This is a genomic window from Oceanicola sp. D3 (assembly GCF_006351965.1).
Taxonomy (GTDB): domain Bacteria; phylum Pseudomonadota; class Alphaproteobacteria; order Rhodobacterales; family Rhodobacteraceae; genus Vannielia.
Genome location: NZ_CP040932.1, coordinates 4,011,813 through 4,026,861 on the forward strand (window position 1 = coordinate 4,011,813; position 15,049 = coordinate 4,026,861).

The 15,049-nt window shown below is 66.8% G+C and carries 18 protein-coding genes and 1 tRNA gene; 11 read left to right on the forward strand and 8 right to left on the reverse strand.

Annotated elements, in window-relative coordinates; genetic code table 11:
- Window positions 1-11 precede the first annotated feature (11 nt).
- The 6 genes from FHY55_RS20175 (at window position 12) to FHY55_RS20200 (ending at window position 4,987) form a co-directional block, all read left to right on the forward strand.
- On the forward strand, window positions 12-1,223 hold the full coding sequence (locus tag FHY55_RS20175; RefSeq protein WP_140015897.1) for a phenylacetate--CoA ligase family protein: 1,212 nt from the start codon (window positions 12-14) through the stop codon (window positions 1,221-1,223).
- 29 nt (window positions 1,224-1,252) lie between these two features.
- Window positions 1,253-2,902 (forward strand): peptidoglycan-binding protein, encoded by a 1,650-nt coding sequence (locus FHY55_RS20180; RefSeq protein ID WP_140015898.1) that lies wholly within the window; start codon window positions 1,253-1,255, stop codon window positions 2,900-2,902.
- A gap of 25 nt (window positions 2,903-2,927) precedes the next feature.
- Window positions 2,928-3,290, forward strand: coding sequence for a VOC family protein (locus tag FHY55_RS20185; protein ID WP_140015899.1), 363 nt, complete (start codon window positions 2,928-2,930; stop codon window positions 3,288-3,290).
- A 132-nt stretch (window positions 3,291-3,422) separates the two neighbouring features.
- The gene (locus FHY55_RS20190) at window positions 3,423-4,169 is read left to right on the forward strand and encodes an SDR family oxidoreductase (protein WP_140015900.1); all 747 of its coding nucleotides are present in this window, start codon (window positions 3,423-3,425) and stop codon (window positions 4,167-4,169) included.
- A gap of 126 nt (window positions 4,170-4,295) precedes the next feature.
- Window positions 4,296-4,559 carry a hypothetical protein gene (locus FHY55_RS20195; protein WP_140015901.1) on the forward strand — a complete coding sequence of 88 codons (264 nt, stop codon included), beginning with the start codon at window positions 4,296-4,298 and terminating at the stop codon, window positions 4,557-4,559.
- 32 nt (window positions 4,560-4,591) lie between these two features.
- Window positions 4,592-4,987, forward strand: coding sequence for a DUF4440 domain-containing protein (locus tag FHY55_RS20200; protein ID WP_140015902.1), 396 nt, complete (start codon window positions 4,592-4,594; stop codon window positions 4,985-4,987).
- 104 nt (window positions 4,988-5,091) lie between these two features.
- Here the strand turns inward: FHY55_RS20200 and ykgO are convergent, their stop codons facing one another.
- Both ykgO and FHY55_RS20210 read right to left on the reverse strand, forming a co-directional pair.
- Window positions 5,092-5,217, reverse strand: coding sequence for a type B 50S ribosomal protein L36 (ykgO, locus tag FHY55_RS20205; RefSeq protein WP_005850168.1), 126 nt, complete (start codon window positions 5,215-5,217; stop codon window positions 5,092-5,094).
- Between the two features lie 83 nt (window positions 5,218-5,300).
- Window positions 5,301-5,375, reverse strand: a tRNA-Val gene (locus FHY55_RS20210).
- Between the two features lie 135 nt (window positions 5,376-5,510).
- Here FHY55_RS20210 and FHY55_RS20215 point away from each other — a divergent pair.
- Both FHY55_RS20215 and FHY55_RS20220 read left to right on the forward strand, forming a co-directional pair.
- Window positions 5,511-6,392, forward strand: a complete 882-nt coding sequence (locus tag FHY55_RS20215; protein WP_140015903.1) for an N-formylglutamate amidohydrolase — start codon at window positions 5,511-5,513, stop codon at window positions 6,390-6,392.
- 77 nt (window positions 6,393-6,469) lie between these two features.
- Window positions 6,470-6,874: a PaaI family thioesterase gene (locus FHY55_RS20220; RefSeq protein ID WP_140015904.1), complete on the forward strand. Its 405-nt coding sequence runs from the start codon at window positions 6,470-6,472 to the stop codon at window positions 6,872-6,874.
- Here FHY55_RS20220 and FHY55_RS20225 read toward each other — a convergent pair.
- Both FHY55_RS20225 and FHY55_RS20230 read right to left on the reverse strand, forming a co-directional pair.
- A complete protein-coding gene (locus FHY55_RS20225; RefSeq protein ID WP_140015905.1) occupies window positions 6,871-7,155 on the reverse strand; it encodes a hypothetical protein in 285 nt (94 codons plus the stop codon). The genes FHY55_RS20220 and FHY55_RS20225 overlap by 4 nt on opposite strands.
- Window positions 7,156-7,253: 98 nt before the next feature.
- The gene (locus tag FHY55_RS20230) at window positions 7,254-8,507 is read right to left on the reverse strand and encodes a DNA polymerase IV (RefSeq protein WP_140015906.1); all 1,254 of its coding nucleotides are present in this window, start codon (window positions 8,505-8,507) and stop codon (window positions 7,254-7,256) included.
- A 166-nt stretch (window positions 8,508-8,673) separates the two neighbouring features.
- Here FHY55_RS20230 and FHY55_RS20235 point away from each other — a divergent pair, with 166 nt between their 5' ends.
- Window positions 8,674-9,570 (forward strand): SPFH domain-containing protein, encoded by an 897-nt coding sequence (locus FHY55_RS20235; protein ID WP_140015907.1) that lies wholly within the window; start codon window positions 8,674-8,676, stop codon window positions 9,568-9,570.
- Entirely contained in the window at window positions 9,567-9,848 is a 282-nt protein-coding gene (locus FHY55_RS20240) for an NfeD family protein (RefSeq protein WP_140015908.1), read from the forward strand. The genes FHY55_RS20235 and FHY55_RS20240 overlap by 4 nt, the downstream gene beginning before the upstream one ends.
- Window positions 9,849-9,904: 56 nt before the next feature.
- Here FHY55_RS20240 and FHY55_RS20245 read toward each other — a convergent pair whose 3' ends face one another.
- Window positions 9,905-10,279: a helix-turn-helix domain-containing protein gene (locus FHY55_RS20245; protein ID WP_140015909.1), complete on the reverse strand. Its 375-nt coding sequence runs from the start codon at window positions 10,277-10,279 to the stop codon at window positions 9,905-9,907.
- A gap of 120 nt (window positions 10,280-10,399) precedes the next feature.
- Here FHY55_RS20245 and FHY55_RS20250 point away from each other — a divergent pair, with 120 nt between their 5' ends.
- Window positions 10,400-11,026: an NAD(P)-dependent oxidoreductase gene (locus FHY55_RS20250; RefSeq protein WP_140015910.1), complete on the forward strand. Its 627-nt coding sequence runs from the start codon at window positions 10,400-10,402 to the stop codon at window positions 11,024-11,026.
- Window positions 11,027-11,071: 45 nt separating this feature from the next.
- Here the strand turns inward: FHY55_RS20250 and pyrF are convergent, their stop codons facing one another.
- The 3 genes from pyrF to FHY55_RS20265 form a co-directional block, all read right to left on the reverse strand.
- Entirely contained in the window at window positions 11,072-11,803 is a 732-nt protein-coding gene (pyrF, locus tag FHY55_RS20255; protein ID WP_140015911.1) for an orotidine-5'-phosphate decarboxylase, read from the reverse strand.
- A gap of 165 nt (window positions 11,804-11,968) precedes the next feature.
- Window positions 11,969-13,258, reverse strand: coding sequence for an HlyD family type I secretion periplasmic adaptor subunit (locus tag FHY55_RS20260; protein ID WP_140015912.1), 1,290 nt, complete (start codon window positions 13,256-13,258; stop codon window positions 11,969-11,971).
- Window positions 13,255-14,991 carry a type I secretion system permease/ATPase gene (locus FHY55_RS20265; protein ID WP_140015913.1) on the reverse strand — a complete coding sequence of 579 codons (1,737 nt, stop codon included), beginning with the start codon at window positions 14,989-14,991 and terminating at the stop codon, window positions 13,255-13,257. Before FHY55_RS20265 ends, FHY55_RS20260 begins: the two co-directional genes overlap by 4 nt.
- Window positions 14,992-15,049: the final 58 nt, after the last annotated feature.

The window sequence follows — 15,049 nt, forward strand, 5'->3', positions numbered from 1 at the left end:
AGGAGGACAATATGGACAAGAGCGAGGCCGAGTGGCGCAGCGCAGAGGCGCGGGTGGCTGATCTGGCTGAGGCACTGCCGCGGCAGGTGGCATTGGCGCAGGGGCTGCCGGGGTACGCGGCGCTGGCGGGTGTCGATGCCGGCTCGGTGACCGGGGCCGAGGAGCTGGCCGCCCTGCCGGTGCTGCGCAAGGGTGCGCTGATGGAGGCGCAGGCCGCGCGGCGGCCCTTGGGTGGGCTGACCACGGTGGAGGCCACGGGCTTTACCCATCTGTTCCAGTCGCCGGGGCCGATCTATGAGCCCGGCATGACCAACGCGGAGGATTGGTGGCGCTTCGCCCCCTTCCTGCGGGCTGTCGGCATTGGCGCGGGTGATGTGGTGCAGAACTGCTTTGCCTACCACCTGACCCCGGCGGGGATGATGTTTGACAACGGCGCGCGCGCGGTGGGCGCGGCGGTGATCCCGGCAGGCACGGGGCAGACGGAGTTGCAAGTGCGGGCCGCTGCCGACCTTGGCGCAACCGCCTATGCGGGCACGCCGGATTACCTGAAGGTGATACTGGAAAAGGCCGACGAAATGGGCGTGAGCCTTGGCATCACCCGCGCGGCGGTGTCGGGCGGGGCGCTGTTTCCGAGCCTGCGCGATTGGTATGCCGAGCGCGGCATCACCTGCCTGCAATGCTACGCCACCGCCGATCTGGGCAATATCGCCTATGAGAGCAGCCCCGAGAGCGGGCTGATCGTGGCCGAGGGCGTGGTGGTGGAAATCGTCACGCCTGGCACGGGCGACGTGGTGCCCGAGGGCGAAGTGGGCGAGGTGGTGGTGACCACGCTGAACCCCGATTACCCGCTGATCCGTTTTGCCACGGGCGATCTTTCTGCCGTGCTCCCGGGCCAGAGCGATTGCGGGCGCACGAATGGGCGCATCAAGGGCTGGATGGGCCGGGCGGACCAGACCGCGAAGATCAAGGGCATGTTCGTGCGGCCCGAGCAGGTGGCCGAGCTTGTGTCTCGCACCGGCGCGGCCAAGGCGCGGGTCACGGTGACGCGCGACGATGAGCGCGATGTGATGGCCGTGGCCTTCGAATCGGAGGGCGGAAGCGAGGCCACGCTGGCCGAAGCGGTGCGCGAGATCCTGAAACTTTCTGGTGAGGTCACCATTCATCCCTTGGGAAGCCTGCCGAAAGACGGCAAAGTGATAGACGACCAGAGAAGTTACGACTGAGGGCCGCTCGAACGGCCCGGGAGGCGGGCATGAGACGAGCAATCCTTTTGACACTGGCGCTGGTGGCCGGGCCTGCGATGGCCGACCGGGCATTTATCCTCGGCCAGCCCGAGAGCGGGCGCGGGCTGTTTGGCGGCTCTGCGCCAGACCTTGCCGCCGCTTATGAGGGCGCGGGCTTTGCGGTGATCGGCGGCAGCCCGGCCACGGCGGAGCTGATGCGCGAGGGGCTGGCGCGGTTCTTGAGCGGCGTGGAGGGCGAGCGGAGGCTGGTGATCCATCTCAGCGGGCCTTTCGTGCGCTCCGGCAGCGACACGTGGCTGATGGCGGATGATGCCAAGGCACCAAACCTCGCCACCGTCGCAGGCCAAGGGCTTGCCCTTTCAACCGTGCTGCAGATTGCCGCCGAGGTGCCGGGGCAATCGCTTGTGCTCATCGGCGCGGCGGGCGCGCCAGAAGAGCTTGGCCCCGGCCTCACCGCCGGGATCGGGCCGCTCGATATTCCGCAAGGGGTGACGGTGATCCGTGGCCGATCTGCCGAGGTTGGGGCCTTTGCCGTGGGGCCGCTGATGGAGCGGGGGCAGAGCCTCTCTGCCCTCGTGGCCGGTGCCGAGGATGTAACCGGCGAGGGCTTCTTGTCGGCGGCAACGATCTGGCGGCCCGAGGGGGAAGATCCGGTGGAGACCGGCAGCAACGAAGAGCCAGTGGCCGATGCGGCGGAGGTGGAACGCGCCGTGTGGGAGAGCGCGGTGGATGCCGACAGCAAGGACGCCTACCTTGGCTACCTCGCGCGCTACCCGCTGGGACAGTTTGCCGACGAGGCGCGCAAGGCGATTGCCGAGATCGAGGCCGAGCCCTTCCGCGCCGAGCGCAAGGCCGAAGAAGCGCTCGACCTGTCGCGCGACGAGCGGCGGCAGATCCAGCGCAACCTGACAGTGCTGGATTACAAGCCACGCGGGATCGACGGCATCTTTGGCCCCGGCACACGCGGCGCGATCAAGGCGTTTCAGGAGAAAAACGGCTTTCCGCCCTCCACCTACCTCACGCGCCAGCAGATCACCCGGCTGGCCCAGCAGGCCGAGCGGCGCAGCGCCGAGCTTGAGGCCGAGGCCGAACGGCGGCGGCTGGAGGCTGAGCGGGCTGACCGTGCCTATTGGGAAGTTACCGGCGCGGCGGGCGATGAGGCCGGGCTGCGGGTGTATCTGAAGAAGTATCCTGACGGGATCTACTCGGACATTGCCGAGGAGCAGCTGGCCATCATCGAGGAAGACAAGCGCCGCGAAGCCGCCGCACAGGACCGCGCGGCATGGGATGTGGCGGTGAAGGGCAACACCGTGGCCAGCTATCGCGCCTACCTTGTGGCCTATCCTGAGGGGGCCTTTGCCGAGGAGGCGCGGGCGCAGATCGACAAGCTCACCGAAGAGGCCAGCCCCGACCGGCAGGAAGCCGAAGAGCGGGAGGCCGCCCTTGGCCTGCCGCAGTTCACCAAGGTTCTGGTCGAACGGCGGCTGGCGCAGCTCGGGCTGGAGCCGGGGCCGACGGACGGGCAGTTTGATGACCAGACCCGCCGCGCCATCCGCCGCTTCCAACGCGACCGGGAGCTGGAGGTGACGGGCTATCTGGACGAGGCCACGGTGAGCCGGATGCTTTCGGATGCGGGCATCAGGATCATCCGCGACTAAGGCCAACCCAAGGGGGAGACGAGACATGGAGAAGGTCAGCGGCATAGGCGGGTTCTTCTTCAGGTCCGAAGACCCGAAGGCGCTGGCGGCGTGGTATGAGGCGCACCTCGGCATCAACCCGGTGCCCGGCGACGACGACACGCCGCCGTGGGAGCAGGAGGCGGGGGCCACAGTGTTTGCCCCCTTCGAGAAGGTCACGGAATACTTCGGCAACAGCGAAAAGCCCTTCATGCTGAACTTCCGGGTGCGCGACCTCGACGCGATGATCGCCCAGCTTGAGGCGGCGGGCATCGCCGTGAAGCGCGACCCGGAAAGTTACCCCAACGGTCGTTTCGCATGGCTGAACGACCCGGAAGGCAACCCGATCGAGCTGTGGGAGCTTGCCTGATCGGGTGGTGGGCAAATTGCCCACCCTACGAGCGAGAGGCGCAGGAAACGGGTCGGCAAGGCGCAGGGTTCGGGTCGGCCTTAAGGGTGCCATCGCGGAAGGTCCGGTCATCCGCAAACAGGAGACCGGACCATGCGATTTTCAGGAAAGACGATACTTATCACCGGCTCGGGCATCGGTGCAGCGACGGCGCGGCTGGCGGCGGCAGAGGGCGCCGCAGTGGTGCTTGGCGCCCGGCGGGCCGAACGGCTGGAAGCGCTGGCGGGCGAGATCGAAGCCGCAGGGGGCCACGCGGCCTGGGCGGCGGGCGATGTGACCGAGCCAGGCTTTGCCGCCGAGTTGGTGGTGCTGGCTGAGGCTCGCTTCGGGGCGCTCCATGGGGCCTTCAACAATGCGGGCACGGTGGGCGAGATGGGGCCGGTTGAGAAGATGATCGAGGCCAACTGGCGCAGCGTGATGGCGACCAATCTCGACGCGGCCTATTTCGGGGCCAAGGCTCAGATCCCGGCCCTGCGCCGTGCGGGCGGCGGGGTGCTGCTGTTTACCGCCAGCTTTGTCGGCAGCGCGTCGGGCTTGCCCGGCATGGCCGCCTACGGCGCGGCCAAGGCGGGGGTGATCGGACTGGCGAAGGGGCTTGCTGCGGAGCACGGGGCCGAGGGGATCCGGGCCAACGCAGTGTTGCCTGGCGGCACTTTGACGGAGATGGCTGGGGACGACCCGGCCTTCCTCGACTTCGCCAAGGGCTTGCACGCGATGAAGCGGCTGGCGGAGCCGGAGGAGATCGCCCGCGCGGCGCTGTTCCTGCTCTCGGAGGACGCCAGCTTTGTGACCGGGGCCACGCTCTTTGCCGATGGCGGCAATGCGGTGAGCAAGGTGTAGGCCCCGCCGCAGGGGCAGAGGCAGGCGGCGAGAGCCTGCCGACTGCGCCACCTCCCGGCGTCTGGCGGGAACAGAAGCCAAGGCTCGCTCGTTCTGCTGCCATACAGACATGCAAGGAGGGAGCACATGCCCAAGGATTGTGACCTGATCCCCAGCGCGCTGGGCGCAGCCGATGTGGCGCAAACCCCCAGCGCGCTTGGTTTTGAACTGCTGGACGCCGATGCCGGCGACGAGGCCGCGCAGGGGGCCCTGGCCTATCGCATCGGCTACGAAAGCAGCCCCTCGGGGGTGGATGGCGTGATGGAGCGCCTCAGGGTCAGCGAAGTGTATCGGCGCGATGGCACGGGGTGGATGCGCATCCACCGCCATGTATCGCCCGCCCACGCCTGACCCCGCCCGGCGACAACAGACGGAGAACCATGATGCAGGAGAGTTTTGACACCTTTCTCACCCGCCGCCGGGATGCCGCAATGGCCTATGCCCACGGCGACGATGCCCCGATGCGCACGATCACCGCGCTCTCCGGTATGGCCACCGCCTTTACCCGCGATGGGGGCTTTGCCCGGGGCGCGCGCAGCGTGAACGAGGCGAACGCGCGGCAGGCCGAAGATTTCGTGGAGGGCCAGACGCGGCTGGAGATCGAAGACAGCGGCACCGAGGGGGATGTGGGCTACTGGACGGGCTTCCAGATTTCGGAGGTGATGGTGGAAGGCGCCGATGTGCCCCGCCGCGAGCGGCTGCGGGTGACAGAGATTTACCGGCGCATCGGGGAGACGTGGCAGCGGGTGCATCGCCATGCCAGCCCGGTGGGCGATTGAGCGAAAACGGCACGGCACGCCAACAGAGACAACACAGCCAGCGCAGACAACAAAAAAGGCCGCCCGAATTGGGCGGCCCTTCCGTTTGTGCGCGCTGAAGCGTCTTAGCCCTGACGGGCCTTGAAGCGGCGCTGGGTCTTGTTGATCACGTAGACGCGGCCTTTACGGCGGACCACGCGGCAATCCCGGTGCCGGTTTTTCAGCGAGCGGAGCGAGTTGCGGACTTTCATATCTTCAACCTTTCCTCTCTTGCGGCCCCTAACGCGGCAGTTGGGTGCCAAGTTCAACATGACCCTGGAAGGGTCGGCTCAGATGGTGGGCGATACTGGGATCGAACCAGTGACCCCTTCGATGTCAACGAAGTGCTCTACCGCTGAGCTAATCGCCCTGACCTCTTCGAATCGCCCCGATATCAAAACAAAAGACGCGGGGCGGTCCGCGTCGGTGCGGTGGCGTATAAAGTGAAGCTGAGCGCGGTTCAAGGGCTTTTGGCAAGTGGAAGTTTGCCGCTATAGTTTTGGCTATGAGCAGGAATGAGGCAAAGTCATATCGCATTGAGCGCCCGGTGGAGCGGACGACCGGAGCCGTGTTTGCCTCTCCGCATTCGGGTTGCGACTATCCTTGGGCGTTTTTGCGGGCGTCGGTGCTGGATGAGCGCAGCATTCGCAGCTCGGAAGATGCCTTTGTAGACGAGCTTTTCAGCATGGCCCCGGCGCATGGGGCTCCGCTGATCGCTGCCGCTGCGCCAAGGGCTTACATTGATCTCAACCGCTCCGCCGATGAGCTAGACCCGGCGCTGATCCGGGGCGTGGCCACGGTAACGCATAATCCGCGCGTCAGCTCTGGCCTTGGGGTGATTCCACGGGTGGTGGCCGGCGGGCGGGCGATTTACCGGGGCAAGATCACGCTGGAGGAGGCCCGCGCGCGGATTGCGGATGTCTGGCGGCCCTATCACCGCGCCTTGCAGGGCGAGGTGGATGCCGCGCGCGCCGAATTCGGGCAGGCGCTGCTGATCGACTGCCATTCGATGCCCCATGAGGCGATAGACGCCGCCGGAAGCCGCAAGGGCAACCGCCGCCTGCCCGAGGTAGTACTAGGCGACCGCTTTGGCGCCGCCTGCGGGGCGGAGGTGATGGATCAGGTGGAGGCTGCCTTTGCCGGCGCAGGCTTCCGCGTGGCCCGCAACGCACCCTTTGCCGGGGCCTATGTCACCCAGAGCTATGGCCGCCCGGCGCGGGGACAGCATGCGGTTCAGGTCGAGATCGACCGCTCGCTTTACATGAATGAAGAGACCATCGAGCGCGGCCCCCGGTTTGAAGAAATCCGCGCGCGGCTGGGCGAAGTGGTGGCCGATATCGTCGAAATCGGCCGGGGCGGCGCGGCAATGCCGCTGGCGGCCGAGTAACCCAAGCGACGTAACGTAAGGTTTGACCGGGCCGGGGGCGGGCGCATCCTGCCGGGCAGAAACCAGAGGAGATGCGGATGCTGTCCAGAGACGAGGCACAGGCCATTTTGGACGCGCAACCGTTTTCCAAGCTGGTGGGCGCGAAGCTGGAGCTGTTCGAAGACGGACGCTGCGTGATTTCCGCACCGATGCGCGAAGAGTTGAAGCAGCACATGGGAATCGCCCACGGCGGCGTTTTGGCCACGCTGGCCGATATGGCGCTCACCTTTGTGGGCGCAATGGTGCTTGGGCCAGTCATCACCTCGGAGTTGAAGATCAACTACCTGCGGCCCGGCACTGGCGAGCGGCTGGTGGCGCGGGGCGAGGTTGTGGGCCACGGACGGCGGCAGGCGGTAACGCGCTGTGACGTGTTTGCCGTGGTGGATGGCGAAGAAAAGCTCTGCGCCGCCGCGCAGGGCACCATCGTGAAGATCGAGAGCTAGAAGCCGCAGTAGTCGGAGCCGTAGTAGCGATAGCGGAAGGGGTTGCGGCTGAGCACCTCGATGTCTTCGCGTTCGGAAACGGCAATCACCGCGTTGTTCGCCCCCATGATGCCATATCCCGACTCTTGGTAGGCCTTCAGCAGCTGATCTTCGGTCATCACGCAGGCGTTGGTTTCGAAGATGTAGCGGACAAAGTCATCCGGGTCGCCGGGCTTTGGCGGTGGCCGGTCCTGCGCGGCGGCGGGCAGCGCGATGAGCAGGCAGAGCAGCAGGTATCGCATGGGCAGATGGTGCGGGGTGCCGGGGCGCGTGTCCAGCCTTTTGGCGGGGTGCCGGGGGGAGTGGTTGGTGAGTGGTGGGCAGATTGCCCACCCTACGCCTATCTGAGCGCCCTGCCCTTCAGGATGGCATCCTTGCCAAAGCGCGCGCGGATGGAATCGGTGGCCCGCTCGGCCTCGGCGCGTTTTCCGGCGTCCGGATCCAGCAGGTCGCCCGAGAGGTCTGCTGCCGCCTCTGGCGCGAGGTCAGACAGGCCCACGCCGATGAGGCGGAAGGGGCCACTGTTGCCTGCTTGGTCAAAGAGGTCGCGGGCGGTGCGGTAGAGACGGTCGGCGATTTGCGTGGGCTCGCGCAGGGTGGTGCGACGGGTGAGCAGCTTGAACTTGGCGGTCTTGAGCTTGAGCGTCACCGTGCGGCCCGAAAGCTCCTTGGCCTTGGCGCGGGCCGAAACCTTCTCGGACAGGCGCCAGATATGGCCGTCGAGAATGTCGGTGCTGGCGGTGTCTTCAAAGAAAGTGGTTTCGTTGCTGATCGACTTGAGGGCCGAGTCGCGGCTCACCCGGCGCTTGTCTTGCCCGCGTGCAAGGTGCCAGAGGCGGGCGCCGGAGGCCCCGAACCGCGCCGCCAGTTCCTTTTGCTCCCAGCGGCGCAGGTCGGCAAAGGTGCGAATGCCCGCCCCCTCCAGCGAAGCCTGAAAGGCCTGACCAACGCCCCAGATCATCCGCACCGGCTTGTCGCGCAGAAAGTCTTCGGTTTCCGCCGCGCCGATCACCGAAAAGCCCTGCGGTTTGTCGAGATCCGAGGCGATCTTGGCGAGAAACTTGTTGTGGCTGAGGCCGATAGAGCCTGTCACCCCCAGTTCAGCCTTCATCCGCTTTACCAGCCGGGCCAGCATGACGGCGGGCGGGTGGCCGTGGAGCCGCTCGGTGCCGGTGAGGTCGATGAAGGCCTCATCCAGCGACAGCGGCTCGATGGATGGGGTCAGCTCTTCCATCAGGGCGCGGATGGCGCGGGACACCTCGACATAGGCCTCCATCCGGGGCTTCACCACAACCGCCTCGGGGCAGAGCTTGAGCGCCTGAAACATCGGCATTGCCGAGCGCACGCCCTTGATGCGGGCGATGTAGCAGGCCGTCGACACCACCCCGCGCCGCCCGCCGCCGATGATCACCGGCTTGGCGGCCAGCTCCGGATTGTCGCGCTTTTCGACCGAGGCATAGAAGGCATCGCAATCCATATGGGCGATGGAGAGCGAAAACAGCTCGGGGTGGGCCGCAACGCGGGGCGAGCGGCAGGCGGGGCAACGTGTGCCGGAATCGAAGGTTTCTAGGCAGTCGCGGCAGAGGGCGGGCATGGTTTGTGGCACTCGTCAGGCGGGCGCATGGTAGCGCCATGGCGGCGCGTGTCCAAGCGGTCACGGTCGCGCTTCGGGCGAGGGGGTGATTCGGAAAACACTTCAAAATGTCATGTGACGTGCCCATATGTGGAGTGGCAGGGGCAGTTAGTTACAGGATTTGGGCATGAACTTCATGGATTTTCTTCCGGGCATCAGCGGTGGCGCAGTGGTCGTCGGCCTGCTGGCGCTGTTTGTCATCATCTCGATCTTTCTGGGTGTGCGGATCGTTCCGCAATCGGAGAAATACGTGGTGGAGCGCTTCGGGCGGCTGAAAAGCGTGCTTGGCCCGGGCATCAACCTGATCGTGCCCTTCATCGACCGGGTCCGCCACAAGGTGAGCATCCTTGAGCGGCAGCTTCCGAACTCCAGCCAGGACGCGATCACGGCCGACAACGTGATGGTGCAGGTGGAGACCAGCGTGTTCTACCGCATCCTCTCGCCTGAGAAGACCGTGTATCGGATCCGCGATGTGGATGGCGCCATTGCCACCACCGTCGCCGGTATCGTGCGCTCGGAGATCGGCAAGATGGAGCTGGACGAGGTGCAGAGCAACCGTTCGGCGCTGATCTCGTCGATGAAGGCGCTGGTCGAGAGCGCAGTCGATGACTGGGGCATCGAAGTGACCCGAGCCGAGATCCTCGACGTGAACCTCGACGAGGCGACCCGCGCCGCGATGCTCCAGCAGTTGAACGCCGAGCGCGCACGCCGGGCACAGGTGACAGAGGCCGAGGGCCGCCGCCGCGCGGTGGAGCTTGCTGCCGACGCCGACCTTTATGCTGCCGAGCAAACCGCCAAGGCCCGCCGCGTGCAGGCCGACGCCGAAGCCTATGCAACCGGCGTGGTGGCTGCAGCCATTCAGGACAACGGCATCGAGGCAGCGCAATACCAGATTGCGCTGAAGCAGGTCGAAAGCCTGAACAAGCTAGGCGAGGGTGACGGAAAGCAGACGATCATCGTGCCCGCAGACGCCATGGAGTCCTTCGGCAACGCCTTCAAGATGCTCGGGGGGATCGGCAAATGACCGAGCTCTTCACCACATGGTGGGCTTGGCTCGCGCTGGCGGTGGTGCTGGCGATCCTCGAGCTGTTTGCCCCCGGTTTCATCTTCGTGGGCTTCGCCATCGGGGCGGCGCTGGTTGGCATCTTGCTGGCAATGGGCCTGACCTTCGGCGGCAGCCTTCCGTGGGTGCTGCTGGTCTTTGCGGTGATCTCGGTCGTGGCCTGGGTGATTTGCTACAAGACCTTCGGCGCCAAGGGCCGGCAGGTGCAAACCTTTGATGAAGACATCAACGAGGGCTGAAACAGCGCCACGTTGGATTTGCAGGGGCCGCCCTTTGGGGTGGCCCTTTTGCGTGGTTACACCAGCTCTTCGCGGGTGTCATAGGCTTGGCGGCAGTCGTTGATCGCTGGCTGATGCACCACCGCCCAGTCGCGCAGCCCTTCCAGCGCCGATTGCAGCGAACGGCCCAGCGGGGTGAGCGCGTATTCCACCGAGGGCGGCGAGCAGGGCAGCACCGTGCGGCTAACCAGCCCGTCGCGCTCAAGGTTGCGCAGGGTGACAGTAAGCATCCGCCGCGACACACCGTCGATCACCCGCGCAAGCGCGTTGAAGCGGCAGGGGCCACTGAGCAGCTCCAGCATGACCAGAAGCGACCACGCATCGCCGATCCGGTCGAGGACATCGCGCATGGGGCAGGCATAGGTGATGCGGCGGCGGGCTTGCATGTTCATGGCGAAGGCTCCTTGGGCGGTAACATCGGGGTAACCATGTGACGAGAGAATGCCTCTCCCCCAGCGCGGTTCCTGTCCGTAAGTAGGTTATCAATCGTAACTTACTACGGAGCAAGACAGATGAACATCCTTTTGATCGGCGCAAGCGGCATGATCGGCAGCCGCATTCTGGACGAAGCAGCGGGCCGCGGGCATGTGGTGCGCGCGGCCAGCCGGACGCCCGGCAAGATCGCCCTGCCGGAGGGTGCCGAGGCGGTGGCACTCGATGTGACAGGCGGTCAGGCGGTGGCCAAGGCTGCGGAAGGGGTGGATGTGATCGTCACCTCAGTCAGCCCGCGCAGCACCGGAGATGCCGTGGCCGAGATGGCGGCGATCGGGGCGGGCGTTGTGGCCGGGGCCAAGGCCGCCGGCAAACCGCTGCTGGTGGTTGGCGGCGCAGGCACGCTGAATCTGCCCGACGGCTCGCCGCTGCTGCCAAACCTGCCGCCCGAGATCCTGCCCGAGGCCACCGGCATGAAGGCCTTCAAGGAGACCCTGCCCGAGAGTGGCGTGGAGTGGACCTTCTTCGCCCCTGCCGCAATGATCGAGCCGGGCGAGCGGACCGGCAAGTTCCGCATCGGCGGCGATGTGCTGCTGAGCGATGCCGAGGGCGAGAGCCGGATCAGCGCCCAGGATTACGCCATGGCGCTGGTCGATGAGCTGGAAGCGCCCAAGCACCGTGGCGAGGTGTTTACCATCGCCTACTAGCGGGGCCGCTCATCCACCCTGCGCGGTGTCTTCGCGCGGGGCCGGTCAGGGCAGCTCAGAGATGATGGCGCGGGCAGCCCCGTCGGGGTTGTCCGCCTGCCACACCGGTCGGCCCACAACGATATGGTCGGCCCCCTGCTCCACTGCGAAGGCGGGGGTGGCGATGCGCTTCTGGTCGCCCTTCGCCGCGCCCGCGGGGCGCACGCCGGGGGTGACGATGAGCTTGCCTTCGGCCTGCGGCAGCGCCCGGATCGGCCCGGCCTCATGGGGCGAGGCAATCACCCCGTCAGCCCCGGCCTCGAAGGCCTTGGCGGCGCGCTCGGTGACGATCTCGGAAATGTCGCCCGCCCGGATCAGCCCGGCATCCAGATCGGCGCGGTCCAGCGAGGTCAGAATGGTGACGCCGAGGATCTTCAGATCGCTGCCGCCCTTGCCCTCCTGCGCCGCCCGCACCACATGCGGGTCGCCGTGGACGGTGAGGAAATCGAGCTCGAACTGGGCAATCCCGCGCACGGCGGCCTCTACCGTTGCGCCGATGTCGAAGAGCTTCATGTCGAGGAAGATGCGCTTGCCGTGTTCCTGCTTGAGCTCATTGGCCAGCGCCATGCCGCCGCCGCAAAGCATCCCCAACCCGATCTTGTAGAAGCTCACCGCCGCATCCAGCTTCTCGGCCAGCGCCAGCCCCTGCACCGCATTGGGCACATCGAGGGCAACGATCAACCGGTCATCCGGCAGGCGATTGTGGGCGACGGGCGCATCGGCGGTGGCAGTCTGCATGGCGGCGGGCCTCCTGATAGATGTTTTCTCTCCCTAAGCCCTGCCCCTGCGCCGCGCAAGCCGCAGAGGCCAAGGGCCGCCGCAGGGCACCCCCGCCCGCAGCCCGCCTGCGCGGCGGCGCGGGGGGAGCGGGCGGGCGCGCCGGTGCGCAGGCGGCCCGCGCTCTCAGCTCTCGCGGAAGGCCTTGTTGAAGTAATCCGTCAGCGGCTTGACCAGATAGGCGAGCGGCGTGCGGTCATCGGTGCGGATATAGCTGTCGACCGGCATGCCGGGGATGATCGCCTTATCCGCCAGCTTGCCCATCTCGCCCTCGTTCAGCCGAATCTCGGCGCGGTAATAGGTGATCTGGCTGCGCTCATCGGTGAAGGCATCGGCAGATACCTGCACCACCTGCCCAAGCAGCTCGGGCGTGGTGCGGCTGTCGAAGGCCGGAAAGCGCAGCACCACGGGTTGGCCCGCAAAGACCTGATCCACATGAATCGGCTCTACCCGCGCGGCAATTACCAGCGGCCTGTCTTGCGGCACGAGGAACAGCACCGGATCGGCCGGGCGCACCACCGAGCGGGGCGTGTTGACCGTGAGCCCATAGACGATGCCCGACACCGGGGCGCGGATATCAAGCCGCGAGAGCCGCACTGTCAGCGCCTGCCGCCGCTCGATCAGCTCGCCCTCCTGCGCGGTGACGTCGCGCAACTGGGTGATGGCCTCCTCGCGGCGCGCCGTGCCCAGCTTGAGAATTTCGATCTCGATCTCGGTGATCTTGCCCTCGGCCTCGGCCCGCTGCGCCGTCAGCCGCCCGATCTCGCCCGCCAGCCGGGCCTGCTCGCGCTCCAGCGTCAGCACCTTGTCATAGCTGACCAGCCCGCGCTCGAAGAGGCCGCGCTGCGTTTCCAGCTCGGTTTCGATCAGCTCCAGCTGGCGGGCGAGCGAGGCGCTTTGAGCGTCGATCCCCTCCACCTGATTGTCGATCTGGCCCTTCCGGCGGGCCAGTTGCTCGGCCTCCCGCGACATCGAATCATTGCGCGCAGCAAAGAGGCGGGACTGGCCCTCCACCATCTCGGCCACATCGGGCCAGCCCTCGGCACGGTCGAGCAGCTCTTGCGAAAACTCGATGCGCTCGGCCTCGTCACGCTCGGCCCGCAGGCGGGCGGCGCGGGCCATGATCTCGAACAGCTGGCCTTCAACAATGGCCAGCTCGGAGGCGAGCTCGGAGGCATCAAGGCGGATCAGCACATCGCCCGCCTCCACGCTGGCCCCCTCGGCCACCAGCACCTCATCCACCACGCCGCCATCCGGGTGCTGCACCACCTGCCGGTTCTGCTCCACCTCAACCTGACCGGAGGCAACGATGGCGCCCGAGATATTGGCCAGCGTCGCCCAGGTGCCAAAGCCGCCCAGAAGCAACACCAGCGCAAAGAAGCCAAGCAGCAGCGGGCGGCGGGCGGAGAGGTTCATGACACGCCTCCCTGCCCACCGGCGCGGGCGATTTCGGCGTGATTTTTGACCATTTGCTTGAGCACCTCGTCGCGCGGGCCGAAGGCCTTGCGCATGCCGCCGTCGAGCACCATCAGCAGATCGCATTCCTGAATCGCGGCGGGGCGGTGGGCCATGATCAGCACCGATTTCTGATCGGCCTTCATCGCCTTGATCGCCCGGTTCAGCGCCTCGGAGCCGGCGTTGTCGAGGTTGGAGTTCGGTTCATCCAGCACAAGGATCACCGGATCGCCATAGAGCGCACGGGCCAGCCCGATGCGCTGGATCTGCCCGCCCGAGAGCCGCCCGCCCGCTGCCGCAACCGGCGTGTCGTAGCCGTCGGGCAGCTTGAGAATCATCTCATGCGCCGCCGCCTTCTTGGCCGCTGCTACCACCGCCTCGGCATCCGGCTGGGGGGCGAGGCGGGCGATGTTTTCGGCAATGGTGCCATCAAACAGGGTGACGCGCTGGGGCAGGTAGCCAACGTAGCGGCCAAGGGTGTCTGGGTCATATTGGTCAAGCGCGGCCCCATCGAGGCGAATGCGCCCGCCTGCGGTGGGCCATGTGCCGGTGAGCGCGCGAGCCAGCGTGCTTTTGCCCGCACCGGAGGGGCCGATCACGCCCATCGCCTGCCCCGGCGCGAGGTGAAAGGAGATCATCCGCAAGGAGGCCTGGCTTTCGCCCGGGGGCACAACGGTGGCCTGGCTCACATCCAGCTGTGCGCGGGGCGCGGGCAGCTCGGTGCGGGGCTTTTCGGCGGGCACGGCGGAAAGCAGGCGGCCCAGCGATTGCCAGCCCTTGGAGGCACGGCTGACCAGCTCCCACTGGCCAATCAGCAGCTCCACCGGGGCAAGCGCGCGACCCAGCAGGATGGAGCCCGCAATCATCGCGCCGCCCGTCAACTCACCCTGAAGCACCAGCCACGCGCCCAACGCCAGCATTGCCGATTGCAGAAAGAGCCGCAGCGCCTTGGTGGTGGTGCCATAGCCCCCAGCCCTGTCGGCGGCGGCAAGCGCACGGGTTGCCGACTTGGCCCTTGCCCCCTGCCAGCGGGCAAAGGTGGCCCCGCGCATCCCGAGAGACTGGATCGTCTCGGCCTCGCTGCGCATCTGGTCGGCCATCCGCTCGGTGCGCTCGCGCAGCGCGGCGGCCTCCTGCGAGGGCCGTTTTGTGCGGCTCTGGTTGAGCAGGGCCACGGCCACAAGCACCGCGCCGCCGCCCAGCGCGAGCACGCCGAGCAGCGGGTGAAAGATGAAGATTGCCGCCAGAAAGAGCGGCGTCCACGGCACATCGAAGAGCGCGAGCAACGCGGGCGAGCCCATGAAGCGATGCACCGAATCAAGATCGCGCAGGCCCGAGGCCGCCAGATCATTGCCGGGGCTCTTACCTTCTGCGGCGAGCACGGCAGCAAACACCCGGCCCTCCATCTCGGCCTGAAACCGCGCCGCCGCCCGCGCCATGACCCGGCCCCGCGCGTAATCCAGCAGGCCCATCATCAGGAAGAGGAAGGCCACCAGCACGAAGAGCGCCACCAGCGTTTCTTCGGAGCGCGAACCAAGCACGCGGTCGTAGACCTGCAGCATGAACAGCGGGCCGGTGAGCATCAGCAGGTTGACGAAGATCGAGAAGGTGAAGGCCGAGCCGGAGAGGCCGCGCGCGCTAGCACGGGCTGCCCGAAGCTCTGCAAGCCCCTTGGCCGTGTCGGACATGCGCATATCCGCCGCTCTCCTTATCCTGCCCGTTTTACCGCCTCGGGGGTCTGCCACCTTCCGC